The following is a 17,853-nucleotide window of genomic DNA, read 5'->3' as shown; positions in this document are numbered from 1 at the left end:
TCAGGGGCTCGTCGGTCATTCCGAAGGATGACCACGGCACGGTCGCGCCGCGATAGCATATCTGCGCCGCAGCCGGTCAACGCGGCGCGCGATTCGGGCTTGCGCGGGGCGCGCGAACGCATAGGTCGGCGGGGATCAGGCGCGACGACGACGCGCGCCGAGGCTCATACCACGCAGACCGACGCCCGGCAGCGACAGGACAGGCACGCCATGGACGACGCGACGACCGGCACGAACGCCCCTCCGACCGACGGGATGGGACAGAGGACCGACAAGCTCCCCGTCGGTCAGGCCGATGTCGCGGCCGGGCTCGCCGAGGTGCGCGCCGCCATCGCCCGCGCGGCCGAGGATTCGGAGCGCGACCCGGCCGAAGTGCAACTCGTGGCGGTCTCCAAGACCGTACCGGCCGAGGGCATCCTGCCGGCGCTGAAGGCCGGCCATCGCGTCTTCGGCGAGAACTACGTCCAGGAATCCACCGCGAAGTGGCCGGCCCTCCGCCACCGCTTCCCGGACGTGGAGCTGCACCTCGTTGGGCCGCTGCAATCCAACAAGGCCCGGGAGGCGGTGGCGCTGTTCGACGTGATCCACTCCCTCGACCGGCTGTCGCTCGCGGCGGCCCTGGCCAAGGAGATCGAGCGGTCCGGCCGGACCCCGAAGCTGCTCATCCAGGTCAACACCGGCGCGGAGCCGCAGAAGGGCGGCGTGCTCCCGGACCAGCTCGCCACCCTCCTCTCGGAGTGCCAGGAGACCCACGGGCTGGCGATCCAGGGCCTGATGTGCATCCCGCCCGCGGACGACCCGCCCTCGGCCCATTTCGCCCTGCTGGCCCGGCTCGCCCACGAGCACAACCTGCCGATCCTCTCCATGGGCATGAGCGCGGACTTCCCAGCGGCGATCCAGATCGGCGCCACCCATGTCCGGGTCGGGACCGCGATCTTCGGGGCCCGGACCCGGAAGGCCTGACGCTGGGCCCGGGCCTCAACCTGGGCCCGGGCCTCAACCTGGGCCCGGGCCTCAGCCGATCCGCAGGTGCGTCCGCGGCCCGAGGCGCCCGAGCAGGCGCAGGAGATCGGCCCGGGCCAGGGCGACGCAGCCCTCCGTGGGGCGGTAGCCGTCCCGGGCGATGTGCAGGAAGATCGCCGAGCCCCGCCCCTTCCGGATCGGGGCGCGGTTGTAGTCGAGGTCGATCACCACATCGTAGAGCCCGTCGCCCCGCCACATCGATTCGGCGCTGACCCCCGGGGCCGGCAGGCGGATCGGCCGGTTGTAGCGGCGGTCCCGGCTCTCGTCGCACCAGCCGTCGTCGGGGCGGGTCGCCCGCAGGGGCAGCAGCGTGCGCGGCCGGACCGCGAGGTGGTCGGGCCGGTACGCGCCGCCGCGCAGGCGGAAGCGCCCGCGCGGCGAGCCGCCGTCGCCCTCGCGCTTGTCGCCGACGATCCCGCCCGCCCCGAGGGCGCAGGGAATCACCGCCGGGCCGACGAGGAGTTGCCCGCGCCGCCGGTCCCCGACGAGGGCGCGGACGCGGATCTCCCCCAGGGTCAGGCGGATGGGTCCCCTGCTCGGCCGCCGCATCTCCGTCCTCCCGAATCCGCCCGGTCCCGGGGCCTTATGCCCGGGATCGGTACTTCGAACCGGTGAAAAATTGCGCACAAGGCAACTTCCGGCCACAAAGGATGCTCTATCTCTCGGTTGAACCCGGGCCGCCGAGCCGGGATTCGGGAGCGCGCCAGCCCCCCGCCGCGCCGCGGGGACCGCCGCCGTGATCCCGGAGCGGCGCGCCCCCGATCCCGCAGCCCGTTCGCCGGGGCGCTTGTCACGGCGGCGAAAGGATGCGGAAACACAAGCCTGGGTAGGGTCGTCGCGCGATCCTGCCGAGATCTGACATCATCGCATGCTGCACCCGGCAGGCGGCCCTCGCCCCTCCCGCAGCACGCATTGGGGCCCGGACGATGCCGAATGTCTACCGCCTGCTGATCTGCGACGACGACGCGGTCCTGCGCGATACCCTGACCGAGCAGCTCGATCTCTGCGACGAGTTCACGGTCTTCACCGAGGCCAACGCCACCGACGCGATCCGGCGGGTCGCCGCGGAGCGGATCGACCTCGCCGTCATGGATGTCGGCCTGCCCGACCTCGACGGGCGCGAGGCCGTGCGCCGGATGCGCGCCGCCGGCTTCCGCGGCCCGGTGATCATGCTGACCGCCCAGGATTCCGAGGCGGATCACGTCGAGGGGCTGGAGGCCGGCGCCAACGACTACGTCACCAAGCCGTTCAAGTTCGGCATCCTGCTGGCCCGGATCCGCGCCCACCTGCGCAGCCACGAGGCCTCCGAGGACGCGGTCTTCCAGATCGGCCCGTACACGTTCCGCCCGGGCGCCAAGCTCCTCGTCGGCGAGCGCGGCTCCAAGCTGAAGCTCACCGAGAAGGAGACCGCGATCCTGCGCTTCCTCTACCGGGCGGGCCGGGCCGTGGTGAACCGCGACACCCTGCTGGCCGAGGTCTGGGGCTACAACGCCCAGGTGACCACGCACACGCTGGAGACGCATATCTACCGGCTGCGCCAGAAGATCGAGCCGAACCCCGCCACCGCCGCGATCCTCGTGACCGAGGGCGGCGGATACAAGTTGCTGCCCTGACGAATTGAAGCTTTACGTGTAGGCGATCCGGCGGGTTCGCGTATGCGCAGGGTGGTGAGGCGTTCTTGGGGCTCGACGACGATATCGCGATCCTCGCGGCCGCGCCGCTGTTCGGCTTCCTCGACCGGGACGCCCTGCGCCTGCTGACCTTCGCGGCCGAGCGGCGCGACCTCGCGGACGGCGACCTGCTCTTCGCCCGCGGCGATCCGGCCGATGGCGGCTTCGTGGTGATGGCGGGCACGATCCGCCTGGAGCCCCGGGTTCCGACGGCCGAGCCGGTGCGGGCCGGGCGCTCGGCCCTGATCGGCCAGCTCGCCCTGTTCGTGCGCGGGACGCGCCCGACCGAGGCCCGGGCCGAGGGGAGCGCCGCGGTGATGCGGATCACCCCGATGCTGATGCGCCGCGTGCTGGAGGAGTTCCCCGCCGCCGCGCGGGCCGTCCACGACACCCTGGCGGACGACCTCGCCGGCCTGGTGACCGATCTCGATCAGGTGCGCGAACTGCTCGAGGTCATCGACGGCATCTCCTCAGGTGACAGCTCCGGTGGCCGCTTGTAAGCACGGGCTCCCGCCGCAAGAGTTCTGACCCGTCCCATGTCCCAGGCCGGCAAGCCCCATTCCGATCTCGCCCATTCCGATCTCGCCCAGACCATCGAAGCCGCCTGGGACGACCGCGCCAACGTGTCGACCGCCACCAAGGGCGCGGTGCGCGAGGCGGTCGAGGCGGCCCTGGAGCTGCTCGATTCGGGTAAGGCCCGCGTCGCCGAGAAGTCGGGCAACCACGACTGGGTGGTGAACCAGTGGCTGAAGAAGGCGGTGCTGCTCTCCTTCCGCCTCAACGACATGGCGACGATCGAGGGCGGCCCCGGCGGCGCGCCCTGGTGGGACAAGGTCGCGTCGAAATTCGCCGGCTGGGGCGAGGCCGAGTTCCGCGCCGCGGGCCTGCGCGCCGTGCCGGGCTGCTTCGTCCGCCGGGGCTCCTACATCGCCCCCGGCGCCGTGCTGATGCCGAGCTTCGTCAATCTCGGCGCCCATGTCGGCGAGGGCACGATGGTCGACACCTGGGTGACGATCGGCTCCTGCGCGCAGGTCGGGAAGAACTGCCACATCTCGGGCGGCGCCGGCATCGCGGGCGTTCTGGAGCCGCTGCAGGCGAACCCGGTGATCATCGAGGACGACTGCTTCATCGGCGCCCGCGCCGAGGTGGCGGAGGGCGTCATCGTCGGCCAGGGCAGCGTCCTGTCCATGGGCGTCTATATCGGCGCCTCCACCAAGATCGTCGACCGGACCACCGGCGAGGTCATGTACGGCCGGGTGCCGCCCTACTCGGTGGTCGTCTCGGGCACGATGCCCGGCAAGGCGCTGCCGGACGGCACGCCGGGCCCGGGCCTCTACTGCGCGGTGATCGTCAAGCGCGTCGATGCCGGCACGCGGTCCAAGACCGCCATCAACGAGCTGCTGCGCACCTGATTCATCCGGGACCTGGCGGGAGCGCGATGGAGACGTCCGAGCTGACCCTGACGGTGGCGGGCCGGACGGTGCCGACCCCCTGCGACCGGATCGGGGCGGGGCCGGACGCGCTCCTGCTCCCGGCCCTGTCGACCATCTCGGCGCGGGCCGAGATGCGCGGCCTCGCCGACCGCCTCGGGACGGAGTACCGCTGCCTCGTCCCCGACTGGCCGGGCTTCGGCGCCCGGCCGCGGGCGCAGGTCCCCCTCGCCCCGGCGACCTTCCACGCCTTCCTGGACGCCCTGCTGGCGGCCGCGCCCGGCCCCTACGCCCTCGGCGTCGCGGCCGGCCACGCCGCCGGCTACCTCGTGGCGGCGGCGCGGCGCCACCCGGGGGCCTTCGGGCGGCTGGTCCTGGTGGCCCCGACCTGGCGGGGACCGCTGCCCACCGCGATGCCGGGGCGGGCGCACTGGTTCCCGCGCATCCGCCGGGCCGTGGAGGCCCCGATCCTCGGCGAGGCGCTCTACCGGATCAACATCAGCCCGCCGATCATCGGCCGGATGATGCGCGCCCACGTCTACGCCGACGCGGCCCGGGTCACCCCGGCGGTGATCCGCGACAAGCACGCCATCACCCGCCAGCGCAACGGCCGCTTCGGCACCGCCGCCTTCGTCACCGGCGGCCTCGACCCGGTGGGCAGCCGCGACGCCTTCCTGGCCCTGTTCGGCGACGGCCTGCCGCCGACCCTGGTGCTGCGCCCCGCGGGCGCCCCGCGGCGCTCGGGCGCCGAGATGGACGCCCTCGTCGCCGGCGGCCGCGTGACCGGCGCCGCGATCCCCGGCGCCCTGAGCCCGCACGAGGAGCATCCGGACGCCGTGGCCGCCGCGATCCGGGAAGGCTGAATCCGTTCGAGGGCTCCCGGAAAGGTTCTAGCCGGTCATCCCGCCTGATCCCACGTTATGATCGGCCTCATGATCGTTTCGCGCTCGTCGACTTCGTGAATGCCGTCGTAGCTGACGCCACAAAACCTCAGGTTATTCTTGTAGAAGAACAAATGGGACGCCATTTCCAGAAGGAAGGTGAATGGCTTCTCGTTCCGATACGTCCCTGTTCTGCGCACGTAGAATTCGGGCTGTCGAACGATGTTCCAGTCTGCGTCAAAAAATCTTCGTATCAATGGAAGGTAGAATTTGACGTACTCGATAAGATGTTCACGCGATTGGAAGCCGATATAGTTGCAGAAAAAATCGGAAATCATGCGGTACTGATCGACGAAGCGCACGCCGTACAGCCCGTCGAGAAAAGCGATTCCCTCATCCTTGATGCCGAGATAGCCAACTTCCTTGTAGAATTGGAGATCTTGGAAATTGGCCTTTCGATCGTACGAAGGTAAGTATCCCCATCCGTAACACTTCAGGCACGGGAAGGCGAACGCCAGCAACGTCTGAAGCTCCAGGGGTAGGGACAGATTCTTCTCGAAGAACCGTGACGACACGACGAAGAACGGATACTGTGCGAAAGGCTTATCGAATTCAGTGAGAAGGAACGACCATTCCGCGATAAATCTGCTCCCGGCGTCAATGATGCTGGGATTGAGGATGCGTTCCTCGATGTACGTGCTCCGAAAATCGCGTGGCGCGCCGGTTTTATCGACGAAATAGAATTTCGCGGGGAGGTCCCTGTCGAAAAATCTCCTGTCTATCGGCGTCGATCTCGCGACATGATTGAATTCATGCGCCGTGATGACGTAGAGGGACCCAAGTTCTTCGCGGCGGTGATCCTTCTTCTGGGTGTCAATCATCAGAGTGCCGCTTTGCGCTGCCCGCGATAGAACATCTACCGGTCAGTGTTGCCGAGCAAACTTGCCTCGGGCTTGCATCGGAGGTTGTCGACGTGCGTTTCCCCGGGCATCGCCATGCTCTGACGACGCTTCGCACCGCGCGCCGATCGGAATGCGCACCTACAACATGCAGCGGTTCATAAGGCGCCTCGGCCGCCGCACGCTGGACAGATCGGGCCGCCTGTGCAGGGACTGAACGGGCCGGCTGAGCCGTTCCTCCGGCAGCGGGCGCGCCCCGCAGATTCCATCCGAGAGAGTCCCGGATCCGATGCTGCGCACGCCGTCCCTGCCCCTCCTCGCCCCGGCCGCCCTCGCCCTCCTCCTGGCCGTCGCGGCCCGCGCCGAGGATTCCCCCCGCCCAGCCCCCTCGGCCCCCCCGGCAACACCGGCGGCCCCGTCCCTCGGTGCCGACACGCTGAAGCCCGGCAAGCCGGCCGTGAAGCCCTATCTGGCCGACGCGGCGGTGCCGGACGCCGTCCAGTTCCTGCCCTCCCCGCCGGCCCACGACGCGCCCCTCGACAAGGCCGACCGGGCGGCCTTCAACAGCACCCGCGCCCTCAAGGGGTCGCCGCGCTGGGAGCTGGCCGCCAACGACGTGTCCGAGGGCGCCGCCGCCGTCCTGGAGAACTTCGCCTGCGTGCTCGGCACCCGGATCGATCAGGCGCGGGTGCCGGCGGTGATCAACCTCCTGGAGCGCGCCCGCCTCGATCTCGCCCGGGCGACGCGGGGACCCAAGGTCCATTACCGGCGCCTCCGCCCGTTCGTCGGCAACGAGGCGCCGATCTGCGTGCAGCGTAGCCAGGCCCTGGCCGACAGCTTCAGCTACCCGTCGGGCCACGCCACGCAGGGCTGGGCCTACGCGCTGATCCTCGCCTCCCTGGTGCCCGAGAAGGCGACCCCGATCCTGGCCCGCGGCCGGGCCTACGGCGAGAGCCGGATCGTCTGCGGCGTGCACTGGCTCAGCGACGTGGCCGCGGGACGCCTGACCGGCACCGCGGTCTTCGCCGCCCTGATGGGCGACGCGGCCTTCCGCGCCGATCTCGACAAGGCCCGCGCCGAGCTTCGCGGCGCCCTCGCCAGCCCCGGGACGGTTCCCGATCAGGCCGCCTGCACCCGGGAGGCGACCGCCCTGCGGGAGCCCCCGCTCGAGTTCTAGGCGCGAACGATTGTAGATTTGAACGCTTCCAAGTGTGTGATTTACAACACGTTTTCGGCTTGATCGAGCGGCCGTGATCGATGGTACGGGAGCCCCGGGCGCCGTGTAGAGGCGCGTTCGTGGGTTCCCGATGTCGTTTCGTTCCGCTCCGTCCGGTCTGCTCCTCGCCACCACCGCACTGACCACCGTCGCCCTGGTCCCGGCGGCCGCCGCGCAGGGCGCCGCCGTCCAGCTCGACGAGATCTCCGTGGAGGCCGCCCGCCCGGCCGCCGCGGCCCCGACGGGCGTCGGCGGCGGCGGCAATGTCAGCCGCGGCGACGGCGGCAGCGCGGCCACCAGCGGCGGCGGCGGCGGCCCCTCCGGCGTCACCGGCTACGTGGCGCGCGTGAGCCCCGCGGCGACCAAGACCAACACGCCCCTGCTCGAGACCCCGCAATCGGTCTCGGTGGTCACCCGGGAGCAGCTCAACGACCGCAACGTGCAGGATCTGGCCCAGGCGATCGCCTACACGCCGGGCGTGTCGAGCAGCGTGTTCGGCTTCGATCCCCGCTACGATGCCTTCTACATCCGCGGCTTCAGCGCGACCTACAACGGCATCTTCCGCGACGGCCTGCGCCTCAATGCCGTCGGCCTGACGATCCCGCGCAGCGAGCCCTACGGGCTGGACGCGGTCACCATCCTGAGGGGGCCGGCCTCGGGCCTCTACGGTCTCGGCTCGCCCGGCGGCATCGTCGACTCGACCTCGAAGCGCCCGGTCTTCGTACCCTTCGGAGAGGTGCAGTTTCAGGCCGGCAACTACGACCGCTTCCAGGGCAATTTCGACATCGGCGGCCCGGTGGCGGGCACCGACGGGACGATGGCCTACCGCGTGACCGGCGTGAAGCGCCAGTCCAACACCTACCTGCCCGGCGGAGACGACGACCGCACCTTCATCGCCCCGTCCTTCACGTGGCGCCCGGATTCCGACACCAGCTTCACCTTCCTCAGCGAGTATTTCGAGTCGCGCCTGCCGGGAACGTCCTTCTTCTACAACGATCCGGGCTTCCGGGTGACCAATTTCTACTCCGGCGATCCGGCGCTCAACCAGTACAAGCAGCAGCAGTATCGCGTCGGCTACGCCTTCGAGCACAGGTTCTCGCCGGATCTGATCTTCCGTCAGAACTTTCGCTACTACGACGTTCGCGCGGATTACGATTACACCTCGATCACGGGGCTGAACCCGGCCCGGACCCTGGGCGCGCGGACGGCCGGCGCCTACCTGGACACGCTGGGCCAGATCTCCCTCGACAACCAGCTCGAGGGCCGCTTCACCACCGGTCCGATCCAGCACACCCTGATCGGCGGGGTCGATTACGCCCATTACGACTACACGCGCGCCTTCGGTTTCGGGGCCGCGCCGGACCTCAACCTCCTGACCCTGAACTACGGCCAGCAGGTGATCGCCCGGCCGCGCTACACGAACTTCCAGAGTCAGGCGCAGGATCAGATCGGCGCCTACTTGCAGGATCAGGCCAAGCTCGGGCGCTTCGTGCTGACCCTCACCGGCCGGCACGACTGGGTCTTCCAGAACACGAGCGACCGGACGGCCGGCACGGTCGCCGACCAGACCGATCGGGCCTTCTCGGGCCGCATCGGCCTGAATTACCTGCTCACCGACTTCCTGGTGCCCTACGCCAGCTACGCCACGACCTTCACGCCGCAGGTCGGCGTCGACGTGAACGGGAACCCGTTCAAGGCCGCGACCGGCGACCAGATCGAGGCCGGCGTGAAGGCGGCCATCCCGAACACCAACATCACGACGTCGTTCTCAGGGTTCGACATCGTGCAATCGTCGCTCCTGCGGCAGGATCCGAACAACATCGCCAATCAGGTCGCGACCGGGTCGGTCGAGTCGAAAGGGTTCGAGGCCGAGCTGACGGCGAACTTCGCGCCGGGAACCAACCTGACGCTGTCCTACACCCACCTCAACCTTCGCTATCTGCGCCAGACCTCCCTGGTCACCGGGCGGCCGATCGACGGCAACGCCCTCTCGGGGATCCCGGGCGACAGCTTCACCGCCTTCGGGACCTATCAGTTCGCGCCCGGCTCGCCGCTGGCCGGCCTGCAACTGGGCGGCGGCATCCGCTACGCCGGGACGAGCTTCGCCGACGACGAGAACACCGTCCGCAATCCGACCGTGACCCTGTTCGACGCGCTGGTCGCCTACGATTTCGCGGCCCTCGACCCGAAGTACAGGGGCTTCCGCGCGCAGATCAACGCGTCCAACATCTTCGACCGCAGCTACACGACCTGCCAGGCCGGGTTCTGCTACCGCGGCGCGCCCGCGACGGTCATCGGCAGCCTGATCTACCGCTGGTAGACCGTAATCTACTTAAATACGTAAACTAAATACTCCAAGCGCCGGTTCGAAAAGGGAAATTTCCCGTTTCGGCCGGCGTAAACTTTTGTCGAAAGCCTTTTGGTCGACCGTAATGTGTTCCATCGCGTAAACTGCGAGGAATCAGTTAGGTTTTTCAGTATGTTGATGCCTGGATGCCGGCGGCATTGCGTAAACTGCGGGCGCTCCGCGTGAACTGGCGGGGCTTCCCGAGTTTCGTCAGATGCTTGCGAGGATTTCCATCCCTCCGGCGCGTAAACTGTTGCTGGCCGGAGGCGAGGCGGCTCAAGGATGACGGAAGGCGCGACGCATGCGCCGACCCGTCCCGTAAACTGCCGCGCATTGTTCATACGTATCAATGACTTCCCGACCGAATGCCGGTTACGTCCCGCAACTTGGCACCACCTGACCGCTCCCGGTACGCGCAGGCGGCGGGCCCGACGCCGTCGTCACACGATTTCGTAAACTGTTCGCTATTTTCTCTTTATATGCAGTTGGTTACGCACGCTTGACGTAAACTGCGCCCTTCGGTTGCCTCCCGCCCGTCCCGCGTACACCGTGGTCGGCATGGATGGTGCCGTCACTCTTGCAGGCCCGCGCGAGCCTCGCCCTTGGCGCTCGACCCAGCAGCGCATGAGCTGGGGCGAGGATGTCGCCGTCGTGCTCGATGCGGACGCGGCACCGGTCTGGTGGCCCAACCTCTACTTGTCGGTCGTCCTGCGCGACGGCGGACGCGCCTTCGCGACGCAGAGGCACGCCGCTGCCGCGATCGTTCAGGCCCATGCCTGGGCCGACGCAGCCGGCGTTGATCTCGCCGACAGGGTCCGCTCCCTGGAGTTCCTCGGAACCGACGAGGTCGTCGCCATTCGGCAATGGCTGCGCGAGGACGTCGCCGTTCGGAACGGCCGCAGAAGTCCCAGGCACGGCACCGTCCGCGTCATCTGCAATCGGGCCTGGATCGGGAGATGCCGGTCCGTCGCCGCCTATGTCCGCTGGTGCGGCGGCCATGCGCTGCAGCGGCTGGTCCGCGGAACTCCGCTGTACGTCGAGGGCGCCATGCGTCTCGACGCGTTCGTCACGCAGATGACCGAACTCCTGCCTTCCGCCGGCACCGTGTCGCGCGAGGGCTTCGACGATGCCGAGACCGTCGCGATCCTGGAGGCGATCCTCCCCGGGTCGGCCGGCAACCCGTTCGAGGCGAGGCACCAGCAGCGCAACTTCCTCATCGTGTTCCTGCTCTACGAGCTGGGGATCCGCCTCGGCGAACTGCGCGGCATCAAGAGGCACGACCTGATGCTGTCGGGATCGCAGCCCGTCGTCACGGTCCATCGGCGGGACAACGACCCGGACGACACCCGGCGCAGGAAGGCGAAGACGAAGACCGCGGCGAGGACGCTGCCCCTCTCTCGCGCTTCGGCGTACGCGCTCAACAACTGGCTGACGAAGGAGCGGCTCGATCCGAGGGTCTATCCCGGTTCGAAGCGGAACCCCTACGTGTTCGTGTCGGAGCGAGGCCTGCCGATCGCGGAGGAGACCATCCACGCGATCTTCCGGAAGCTGAGGACGGCTCCCGACGTCCCCGACGGCCTCGTCCCCCATCTCCTGCGACACACCTGGAACGACCGCTTCTCCGAGCTTGCCGACGCGGAGGAGCTGCGGCCGGGCATCGAGGCGCAGACCAGGCGCTTCCTGATGGGCTGGTCGAAGACCTCGAACCAGGGCGAGCACTACACCCAGCGCCACATCCGCGAGCAGGGCGCGGCCTACCTGCACAAGCTTCAGGAACTCAGCTTCTCCGGATCGTCGCGCTCATGACCGCCACCGCCGCGCTTCCGCAGGCCCCGGAGGATCGGGAGGCGACGCTTCTCCCGAGGCCGCGCCATGGGATCGTCGATCTGGCTGGACATCAGGTCGACTGTTCCGGACCCCTCTGGCACATCCACGAGGCGACCGCCCGCATCGTGCTCGACTGGTCGAAGATCTCCATCCCCTCGTCGACGATCCTCGAAGCCACCGCCGACTATGTCGTCTCGCTGATCTGCTCCAGGTCGCCCAGCCACGTCCGGAACGCGTTCGATACGATCAAGGTCGCGGGCCGGCTTTCCGTCTTCGCCGAACAGTGCCTCGCCAACGCCCGCGATTGCGCCAGCACGCTGGACGCACAGGCGTTCTTCCAGGCGCGGGACGAGGAGCGCTGGCACAAGCTCAGGCTCGTGCACATGCGCGCATGGTTCGCGTGGTGCTCGACCCGCTGCCCGGCCTTCGACAGGCAGGCCGCCATCGACCTGCGCAACACCGTGATCAAGACCGGCCCCGCCGCAGCCGCCGTCCGGTCGCGGGATCCGGACAAGGGTCCGCTGGACGACGTCGAGACCACGCTGCTGCTGAACGCGCTGAGGGCGGCCCTGGAGCGGGACACCCTGCCGGCTTCGAGCCTCGCGATCGTCTGGCTCTGCATCCTGTTCGGAGCGAACCCGCGGCAGCTGGCACTGCTCCGGGAGGAGGACCTCGTCGTCCGGGACGACGGTCTGGCCGAACTGCGCATACCGCGGATGAAGAAGCGCGACGCCGACGTCCGGACCCAGTTCCGTAGCCGCAAGATCGACGCGCGGGCGCTCGCGGTCATCCGGAAGGTGCTTCGGGCGAACGCCGACGAACGCGCCCGGCTCGGCTGGCCCGACCCCGATTTCGCCCTGCCGTTGTTCCCGCGACGGAGACCGCGGGCGGAGCTGCTGGACGGGGTCCGTCGCGCCTACGCCATGCATCCGACGGCCGGCGAGATCAGCGCGATCGTCGGCGATACCGTGGCGGCTCTGGACGTCCGCTCGCCCCGCACCGGCGAACCTCTGCGCATGACTCCGCGCCGGTTCCGCTACCTCTTCGCGACCCGTCTCCTGCGGGAGGGCGCCTCGCCCCGAGCCGTCGCGGATCTTCTGGACCACACCGATCTGCAGTCGGTGCAGAGCTACGTGAACCTCAAAGGCGACATCGTCGAGAAGCTCGATGCCGCCGTCGCGCTCGATCTTGCACCGCTCGCGCAGGCCTTCATGGGCAAGCTCGTCGCGGGCGAACACGAGGCCACGAGAGGTGGGGACCGGGCCAGCCGCATCTTCCATGCCGACGCCCCCGACGCCGACCTCCAGGGGGTCGGCACCTGCGGAAACTTCGCCTTCTGCGGCCTCGCCGCGCCGCGAGCCTGCTACGTCTGCGTCCATTTCCAGCCCTGGATCGACGCTCCCCACGAGCACGTCCTGCGCTCGCTCGCGGCCGAACGCGCCGAGCGGCAGGCCGCCGGTCTCGGTCCCAGGATGATCGCCCTCAACGACGACCTGATCCTCGCGGTCGCCGACGTCGTCCACCGATGCGCCCTGATACAAGCCGAGCGGGCGAAGGAGATCGGAAGTCCCTCATGAGCGACGCCAAGATCGTCCCGTTCTGGAGCCGCACGCCGGACGAGAACTACCGTCGCATGGTCGATGCGGCTCGGAGGAGCCACGCCTTCGGGACCGACCTGGACTTCGATGCCACCGGTTGGCCGGTCGGGGCCGGAGGCACGCGGAGGAGCGGCGGGAGCGCGAGCACCACGACGACCCTCTGGTTCACCGCGAGCTCGATGAAGGGGCGGAAAGCAGCGTTCGTGGCCGAGCCGATGCTCGAACCGTTCGCCGGGTTCATCAAGGCGTACGTGCGGCTCCATGAGGCCGCCAGCCCACAGTTGAACATGAGCGGGCACGGCAACGCCATCCGTGCCGGCCGCTACCTCTACGCCGCCCTGGCGGACAAGGCGCGAGACCCATGTCTGCTGGAGCCCGAGGATTTCCGTCGGGCGGCGGAACTCGCGAGGCGGGACGTGGCCGAAAGCACTGTTCCCTATCGGATCGGCGTCTACCTCGCCCGTATGGCGAAGTTCGTCAGCGATCGCGGGATTGCCGGCAGGCGCATCGACTTCGCCAACCCCTTCGCCCACGAGGACCAAAAGACCAGGATCTCTCCGGAGGCGGAAGCGGCCCGCGACACGAAGCTGCCGAGCGAGGCCGCCCTGGCGGCCCTCGGCTCGATCCCGACTGCGGACCTCTCCGATCGGGATCTTCTGCTGCTCCGGGTCGTGCAGCTCCTGGCGTGCGCTCCCTGGCGGATCGGCGAGTTGCTGACGCTCCCGGTCGATCCGGAGGTCTATGAGGCGGCCACGCACAACGGCATCCCGGCGCTGGACGCGGACGGGCAGCCGGTGATGCGCTACGGCATCCGGTATTTGGGATCGAAAGGGTGGTCCTGGGACGTCAAGTGGATCCCGACCACGATGACGGATGTCGCCAAGCGCGCGATCCGCGACATCACGCGCATCACGGCCTCGGCCCGAGCCGTCGCGCGGTACATGCACGACAATCCGGGTCGCGCCTGGCTCCCCCTGCCCTACGGAGGCGGGCCGCCGGATCGTCTACTGACGCCTCCCGAGATCGCAGATCTGACCGGCGTCCGGAATGATCACCTCGGCAGGAACGCCCGCGATATCATCTACGACAACGGGATCCCGGTGCAGCAGCTGCCGGGTCGGAGGATCGCCTGCCGGCAGGACGATTTCGAGGCCTTCCTGCTCTCGCGGAGCGAGACGCTGCCGGAGGGCCATCCGTTGGCTCGGCACGAGTGCCTGATGCTCGTACACCGCAACTTCTTCCATTCGCTGAAGGGCGAGCAGCGGTCGGTGGTGGAGTTCGTCGACTATCCGGCAGTCCAGGAATTCCTGTGCGGGCGCGGAGGATCGGGGTCGATCTTCGAGCGGCACGGCCTAGCCATGCCGGACGGCTCGCCGATCCGGATGAACACCCATCAGCTCAGGCACTTCCTGAACACCATCGGGCAGCGCGGCGGCATCAGCCAGCTGGAGATGGCGATGTGGTCCGGGCGCAGGCACGTCGCCCAGAACGCCGTGTACGATCACCTGAGCGGGTACGAGCTGGCCGAGAAGGCCCGGACCATGATCGAGACCGACCGGATGCGCGGCCCGATCCGGATCGCGTTCGACAGGCACCCGCCCGTCGAACGCTCGGCCTTTCTGCAGGTGCACCTCTCGACCGCCCACACGACCGACCTCGGCATGTGCCTGCACGACTGGGCCGCCGCCCCCTGCCCTCACCACGGCGCGTGCGCGGCAGGGTGCGCCGACTGCGCGGTCGTGAAAGGCGATCCGGCGGGACGGGAGCGGGCCCGGAAGCGGCTCGCCGAGGCCGAGATCATGCTGGATAAGGCGCGCGCCGAGGCTGGGGACGGAACCTACGGCGCGGCGAACTTCGTGGCCTACCACGAGCGGCTGGTTGCCGGCCTACGTGCCATCATGGCCATCCACGACGACGCTTCCATCCCTGACGGGACCATCGTGCAGTTGCCCGCGTTGCCGGCCCCGGAAGAGCCCGACCGACTCGCGGGATAGGTTGCAGGCCGTACGAGGCGGACGAGCCGGGAACGGTTCAGCTGGTCGGACGGCTCATGCGCCCGGCCGCGGCCGGCCCAGCTTCCGCTCCACAGCCTCCCGCAGGTCGGTCGACCCGTCGATTTCGACGATGAGTTCCTCGATGTCAGATGGAGAAGCTTCCTCGTGGAGCTGCCGCGCGACTTCGGGAGGTACGTCGAGGCCGCGGGCTGTCGCGGCCCGGACGAGGATCGAGACCAAAGCCGTCCGCATAGTCTCCTCGGCGCGCTCCCTGGCACTCTGTCGCCGCGGCCGAGCGGTGGTGGCCGTTCTCGTGGAAAGCTCCGCGAACGCGCGGTCGACGAGCTTCTCGGCTTGCTCGACCATCGTCAGAACTTCGTGCGGAACGAAGCTCGACTCGCCATAGTCGGCGTCGTTCCGGGACTCGCGCATCCTGTTGAAGGCTCTGCCTACCTCGGGCCCTACCAGCCCTGGCCTGACGATCGTCAGGCCGAAGTCGTTGATGATCGCTCCATGCTTGCCCTCGACAGGCCTGCCGAGGTGGCGAAGCCAAGCTCGGGCGGCGTTGAACGTCGCATAGTAGGCGCGGTTCACCGCGGTATCGTAGTGACCGTTGTCGAATGCATCCCGCGCTGCTTCCGCAGATTCCACGGACATGGCGAGCAGGTCAGGCGGCAAGCTGGCCTCGGAACTCGATGCCGTCGCGCTTCATGTTGTCCAGGAGTTCCGGATTGGAGTGTTCCTGCAGGCCCTCCCATTCGGACACCGTCACGGGCCACGCCTGGATATCCATCCCGGTTGACAGGAGGATCTCATAGGCGATGTCGACCATTCGCATGCGCTCGTCGTAGCGGCGCCCCTCCAGAGTATCGATGACGACGGCCACATCGATGTCGCTGTCCGGCTGCGCCTGTCGTCTCGCGCGGCTGCCGAAGACGACGAGCTTGCGAACACGGCTGCCGTAGGACCGGCTCAATGCCTGTGCGAAATCCTGCACCGCGCTCCAGACGGATGCGTCGATGCCCTTACTTCTGTCGGCCACCTCGGATGCCATCGTTCCACCCTCACCGAGCCCGGCACCTTAACACGTTGGCGCCCCTTTCGCAGCCAACGACCTCTGTAGATTGGCCGGGTGGCCGCAACCGAACGCGTTGCGCTCGTTGATGATCCTCGAAAGGTCGGTGTGGTGCCTCCGGTCGGACGAGCGCCGAAACGCCGGGAGCCGGCCATCACACGCATCGCGATCGGTCCGAAAGGTTTGCAAGATGAATATCCGCCTTCCAAGATCGCAGCCTATGTGTTATACTTGATTCGCGAAGACAGTATAACGAGGGCGTGATGCGCGAGGTCGACCTCGTGTACCGGACCATGTTCGCAGAACTCTGCGAACGCGTCATGGACGCCTCGTTCGAGAGCGACCTCGATCTCTCGGGCCGGTTCGTCCCTGTGGAGGTGAAAGGTCGACGCTACTGGTACTTCGACCAGGCAGTGAATGGGGCGAACAAGCGGACCTACGTCGGGCCGGCAACCGACGAGGAGATCACGCGACGGGTCGAGGACTTCCAGAACCTCAAGAACGCTCGCCGGGCACGCCGGAAGCTCGTGTCGACCCTCGTGCGCGAGACGGGATTCCCCCAGCCGGAACCGATGACCGGGGACATCGTCGCCGCCCTGGCCGAGGCAGGTCTATTCGAGTTCGGCGGCGTGCTGATCGGCCCGGTCGCGCTTCAATGCCTGGGCGGGTTCCTTGGAGTGCGGCTTCCCTCGGCAGTCATGCGGCCGGCCGATGTGGGTACGGCCAAATTCGATACGATCTCGGCTGCTGTGGGCGAGAGTTCGCCTCCGGTGCTGGATTTTCTCCGAGCGGTCGATTCCTCGTTCCGCGCTGTGTCCCATGGCCCGGGCGGACGCGTCTCGATGCAGTTTGCGTCGGATACGGGCTACACGGTCGAGCTTTTGACGCTGGATGACGAGGAGGACCACTTCGGCGATGCGCCCGCTCCGCCGGCGACGTTCCTCGACTTCCTGATCCGGGAGCCGGTCAGATCGGTTCTGTTGCACAGGAGCGGGGTACCTGTGGCTATTCCGGCGCCCGGGCGGTTTGCCGTCCATAGGATCCTGGTAGCCGCCTGCGTCAACGGCGATACGATCGGCTGCGCGGAGGGCTCGAGCGACCTCCATCAGGCTGCGGCTCTGGCATCGGCGCTTGAGACCGTACGGCGCCATGGCGATCTCGCGATGGCGTGGTCCGAGGCTTGGGATCGCGGACCCGTATGGCGCGAGGCTCTCGAGACCGGGATCTCGTGCATGCAGCCCAAACTGCGCGACGCCCTAGAGCGGACGCTGGAGAACGGGCTGGAGGAGATCGACGCCGACCCGGCGGAATACGGGCTGACGTCGGACATGGGCACACCCGTTCCACGGATGTAGCCCACCGGGTCGGTCCGTCGGCGCATCTGCGCGGACGGACGATCGTCTGGAAGCGGAGGCGCCATCGAAGGTCGGATCTGGACCGTCGGCTGGCATTTCCATCCGAAAGTCTGCGGGTCCGGGCAGAGCCCGCCGGGCCGCGATGGTCCCGCGCGTCCGGAAGGAACGGCGTCCATGCAACCGCATGCGTCGAAGGAATGGTCACGCTTCCGAAAGGCTCCGTCCGGCTATCTCGTGCCGTACGCCGGAAGCGAACGTCTGATGCCGAAACGGGGAAAGAACGGGACGGTCGATCGCGCACGCAGGGTGCAGCGGAAGGCCCTGGATCCGAAAGTGGTCGAATGGCTGCTGGCGGAGATCGTCGCTTGGTCTGGCGAACCGCTTTCCTGGGAAGCCCTCGTGGCTAAGGCGGAACTCCGCTGGAACTATACGTGGTCGAGACAGGTGTCAGGCGACACGGCAAACTGACCCCCTGACGCCATGAGGACCTGACCCCCTCGATGAGCGAGGAGGTCGAGATGATCAGGAACGAGGATCA

Annotated in this window: 16 protein-coding genes; 12 read left to right on the top strand and 4 right to left on the bottom strand. The window is 68.3% G+C overall.

Annotated features, from left to right (window positions below):
• Positions 1 to 255: 255 nt before the first annotated feature.
• On the top strand, positions 256 to 963 hold the full coding sequence (locus ABIC30_RS28235) for a YggS family pyridoxal phosphate-dependent enzyme (protein WP_199778775.1): 708 nt from the start codon (positions 256 to 258) through the stop codon (positions 961 to 963).
• Positions 964 to 1,014: 51 nt separating this feature from the next.
• On the opposite strand, the gene ABIC30_RS28230 is transcribed toward ABIC30_RS28235, so the two are convergent.
• The gene (locus ABIC30_RS28230) at positions 1,015 to 1,572 is read right to left on the bottom strand and encodes a L,D-transpeptidase family protein (protein WP_020094281.1); all 558 of its coding nucleotides are present in this window, start codon (positions 1,570 to 1,572) and stop codon (positions 1,015 to 1,017) included.
• 377 nt (positions 1,573 to 1,949) lie between these two features.
• Here ABIC30_RS28230 and ABIC30_RS28225 point away from each other — a divergent pair, with 377 nt between their 5' ends.
• The 4 genes from ABIC30_RS28225 to ABIC30_RS28210 all read left to right on the top strand — a co-directional run bounded on the left by ABIC30_RS28225 (position 1,950) and on the right by ABIC30_RS28210 (position 4,986).
• Positions 1,950 to 2,636, top strand: coding sequence for a response regulator transcription factor (locus ABIC30_RS28225; protein WP_020094282.1), 687 nt, complete (start codon positions 1,950 to 1,952; stop codon positions 2,634 to 2,636).
• Positions 2,637 to 2,701: 65 nt separating this feature from the next.
• A complete protein-coding gene (locus tag ABIC30_RS28220) occupies positions 2,702 to 3,193 on the top strand; it encodes a cyclic nucleotide-binding domain-containing protein (RefSeq protein WP_020094283.1) in 492 nt (163 codons plus the stop codon).
• Positions 3,194 to 3,229: 36 nt separating this feature from the next.
• Entirely contained in the window at positions 3,230 to 4,105 is an 876-nt protein-coding gene (gene dapD / locus ABIC30_RS28215) for a 2,3,4,5-tetrahydropyridine-2,6-dicarboxylate N-succinyltransferase (RefSeq protein WP_020094284.1), read from the top strand.
• A gap of 26 nt (positions 4,106 to 4,131) precedes the next feature.
• On the top strand, positions 4,132 to 4,986 hold the full coding sequence (locus ABIC30_RS28210; RefSeq protein ID WP_354456466.1) for an alpha/beta fold hydrolase: 855 nt from the start codon (positions 4,132 to 4,134) through the stop codon (positions 4,984 to 4,986).
• Between the two features lie 35 nt (positions 4,987 to 5,021).
• On the opposite strand, the gene ABIC30_RS28205 is transcribed toward ABIC30_RS28210, so the two are convergent.
• Positions 5,022 to 5,885: a hypothetical protein gene (locus ABIC30_RS28205; protein WP_020094286.1), complete on the bottom strand. Its 864-nt coding sequence runs from the start codon at positions 5,883 to 5,885 to the stop codon at positions 5,022 to 5,024.
• Between the two features lie 307 nt (positions 5,886 to 6,192).
• On the opposite strand from ABIC30_RS28205, the gene ABIC30_RS28200 reads away from it, so the two are divergent.
• The 5 genes from ABIC30_RS28200 (at position 6,193) to ABIC30_RS28180 (ending at position 14,885) form a co-directional block, all read left to right on the top strand.
• Positions 6,193 to 7,080, top strand: a complete 888-nt coding sequence (locus ABIC30_RS28200; protein ID WP_020094287.1) for an acid phosphatase — start codon at positions 6,193 to 6,195, stop codon at positions 7,078 to 7,080.
• A gap of 130 nt (positions 7,081 to 7,210) precedes the next feature.
• A complete protein-coding gene (locus ABIC30_RS28195) occupies positions 7,211 to 9,439 on the top strand; it encodes a TonB-dependent siderophore receptor (RefSeq protein WP_354456465.1) in 2,229 nt (742 codons plus the stop codon).
• Positions 9,440 to 10,090: 651 nt separating this feature from the next.
• Positions 10,091 to 11,272, top strand: a complete 1,182-nt coding sequence (locus ABIC30_RS28190; RefSeq protein WP_354456464.1) for a tyrosine-type recombinase/integrase — start codon at positions 10,091 to 10,093, stop codon at positions 11,270 to 11,272.
• The gene (locus ABIC30_RS28185) at positions 11,269 to 12,870 is read left to right on the top strand and encodes a tyrosine-type recombinase/integrase (RefSeq protein ID WP_354456463.1); all 1,602 of its coding nucleotides are present in this window, start codon (positions 11,269 to 11,271) and stop codon (positions 12,868 to 12,870) included. The genes ABIC30_RS28190 and ABIC30_RS28185 overlap by 4 nt, the downstream gene beginning before the upstream one ends.
• Positions 12,867 to 14,885: a hypothetical protein gene (locus tag ABIC30_RS28180; RefSeq protein WP_354456462.1), complete on the top strand. Its 2,019-nt coding sequence runs from the start codon at positions 12,867 to 12,869 to the stop codon at positions 14,883 to 14,885. The genes ABIC30_RS28185 and ABIC30_RS28180 overlap by 4 nt, the downstream gene beginning before the upstream one ends.
• Before the next feature lie 54 nt (positions 14,886 to 14,939).
• Here ABIC30_RS28180 and ABIC30_RS28175 read toward each other — a convergent pair whose 3' ends face one another.
• A complete protein-coding gene (locus ABIC30_RS28175; RefSeq protein ID WP_354456481.1) occupies positions 14,940 to 15,542 on the bottom strand; it encodes a HEPN domain-containing protein in 603 nt (200 codons plus the stop codon).
• Between the two features lie 10 nt (positions 15,543 to 15,552).
• On the bottom strand, positions 15,553 to 15,939 hold the full coding sequence (locus ABIC30_RS28170) for a nucleotidyltransferase family protein (protein ID WP_354456461.1): 387 nt from the start codon (positions 15,937 to 15,939) through the stop codon (positions 15,553 to 15,555).
• Positions 15,940 to 16,223: 284 nt separating this feature from the next.
• Between ABIC30_RS28170 and ABIC30_RS28165 the strand changes: the two genes are divergently transcribed.
• Complete coding sequence (locus ABIC30_RS28165; RefSeq protein ID WP_354456460.1) at positions 16,224 to 17,315, top strand: GSU2403 family nucleotidyltransferase fold protein; 1,092 nt, start codon at positions 16,224 to 16,226, stop codon at positions 17,313 to 17,315.
• A 174-nt stretch (positions 17,316 to 17,489) separates the two neighbouring features.
• Positions 17,490 to 17,783, top strand: coding sequence for a hypothetical protein (locus ABIC30_RS28160; protein WP_354456459.1), 294 nt, complete (start codon positions 17,490 to 17,492; stop codon positions 17,781 to 17,783).
• Positions 17,784 to 17,853 lie beyond the last annotated feature (70 nt).

The sequence above is a fragment of the Methylobacterium sp. 1030 genome, assembly GCF_040544715.1.
GTDB lineage: Bacteria > Pseudomonadota > Alphaproteobacteria > Rhizobiales > Beijerinckiaceae > Methylobacterium.
The sequence above is the reverse complement of the archived record's forward strand: the minus strand, read 5'-3'. Positions and strand labels throughout refer to the sequence as shown.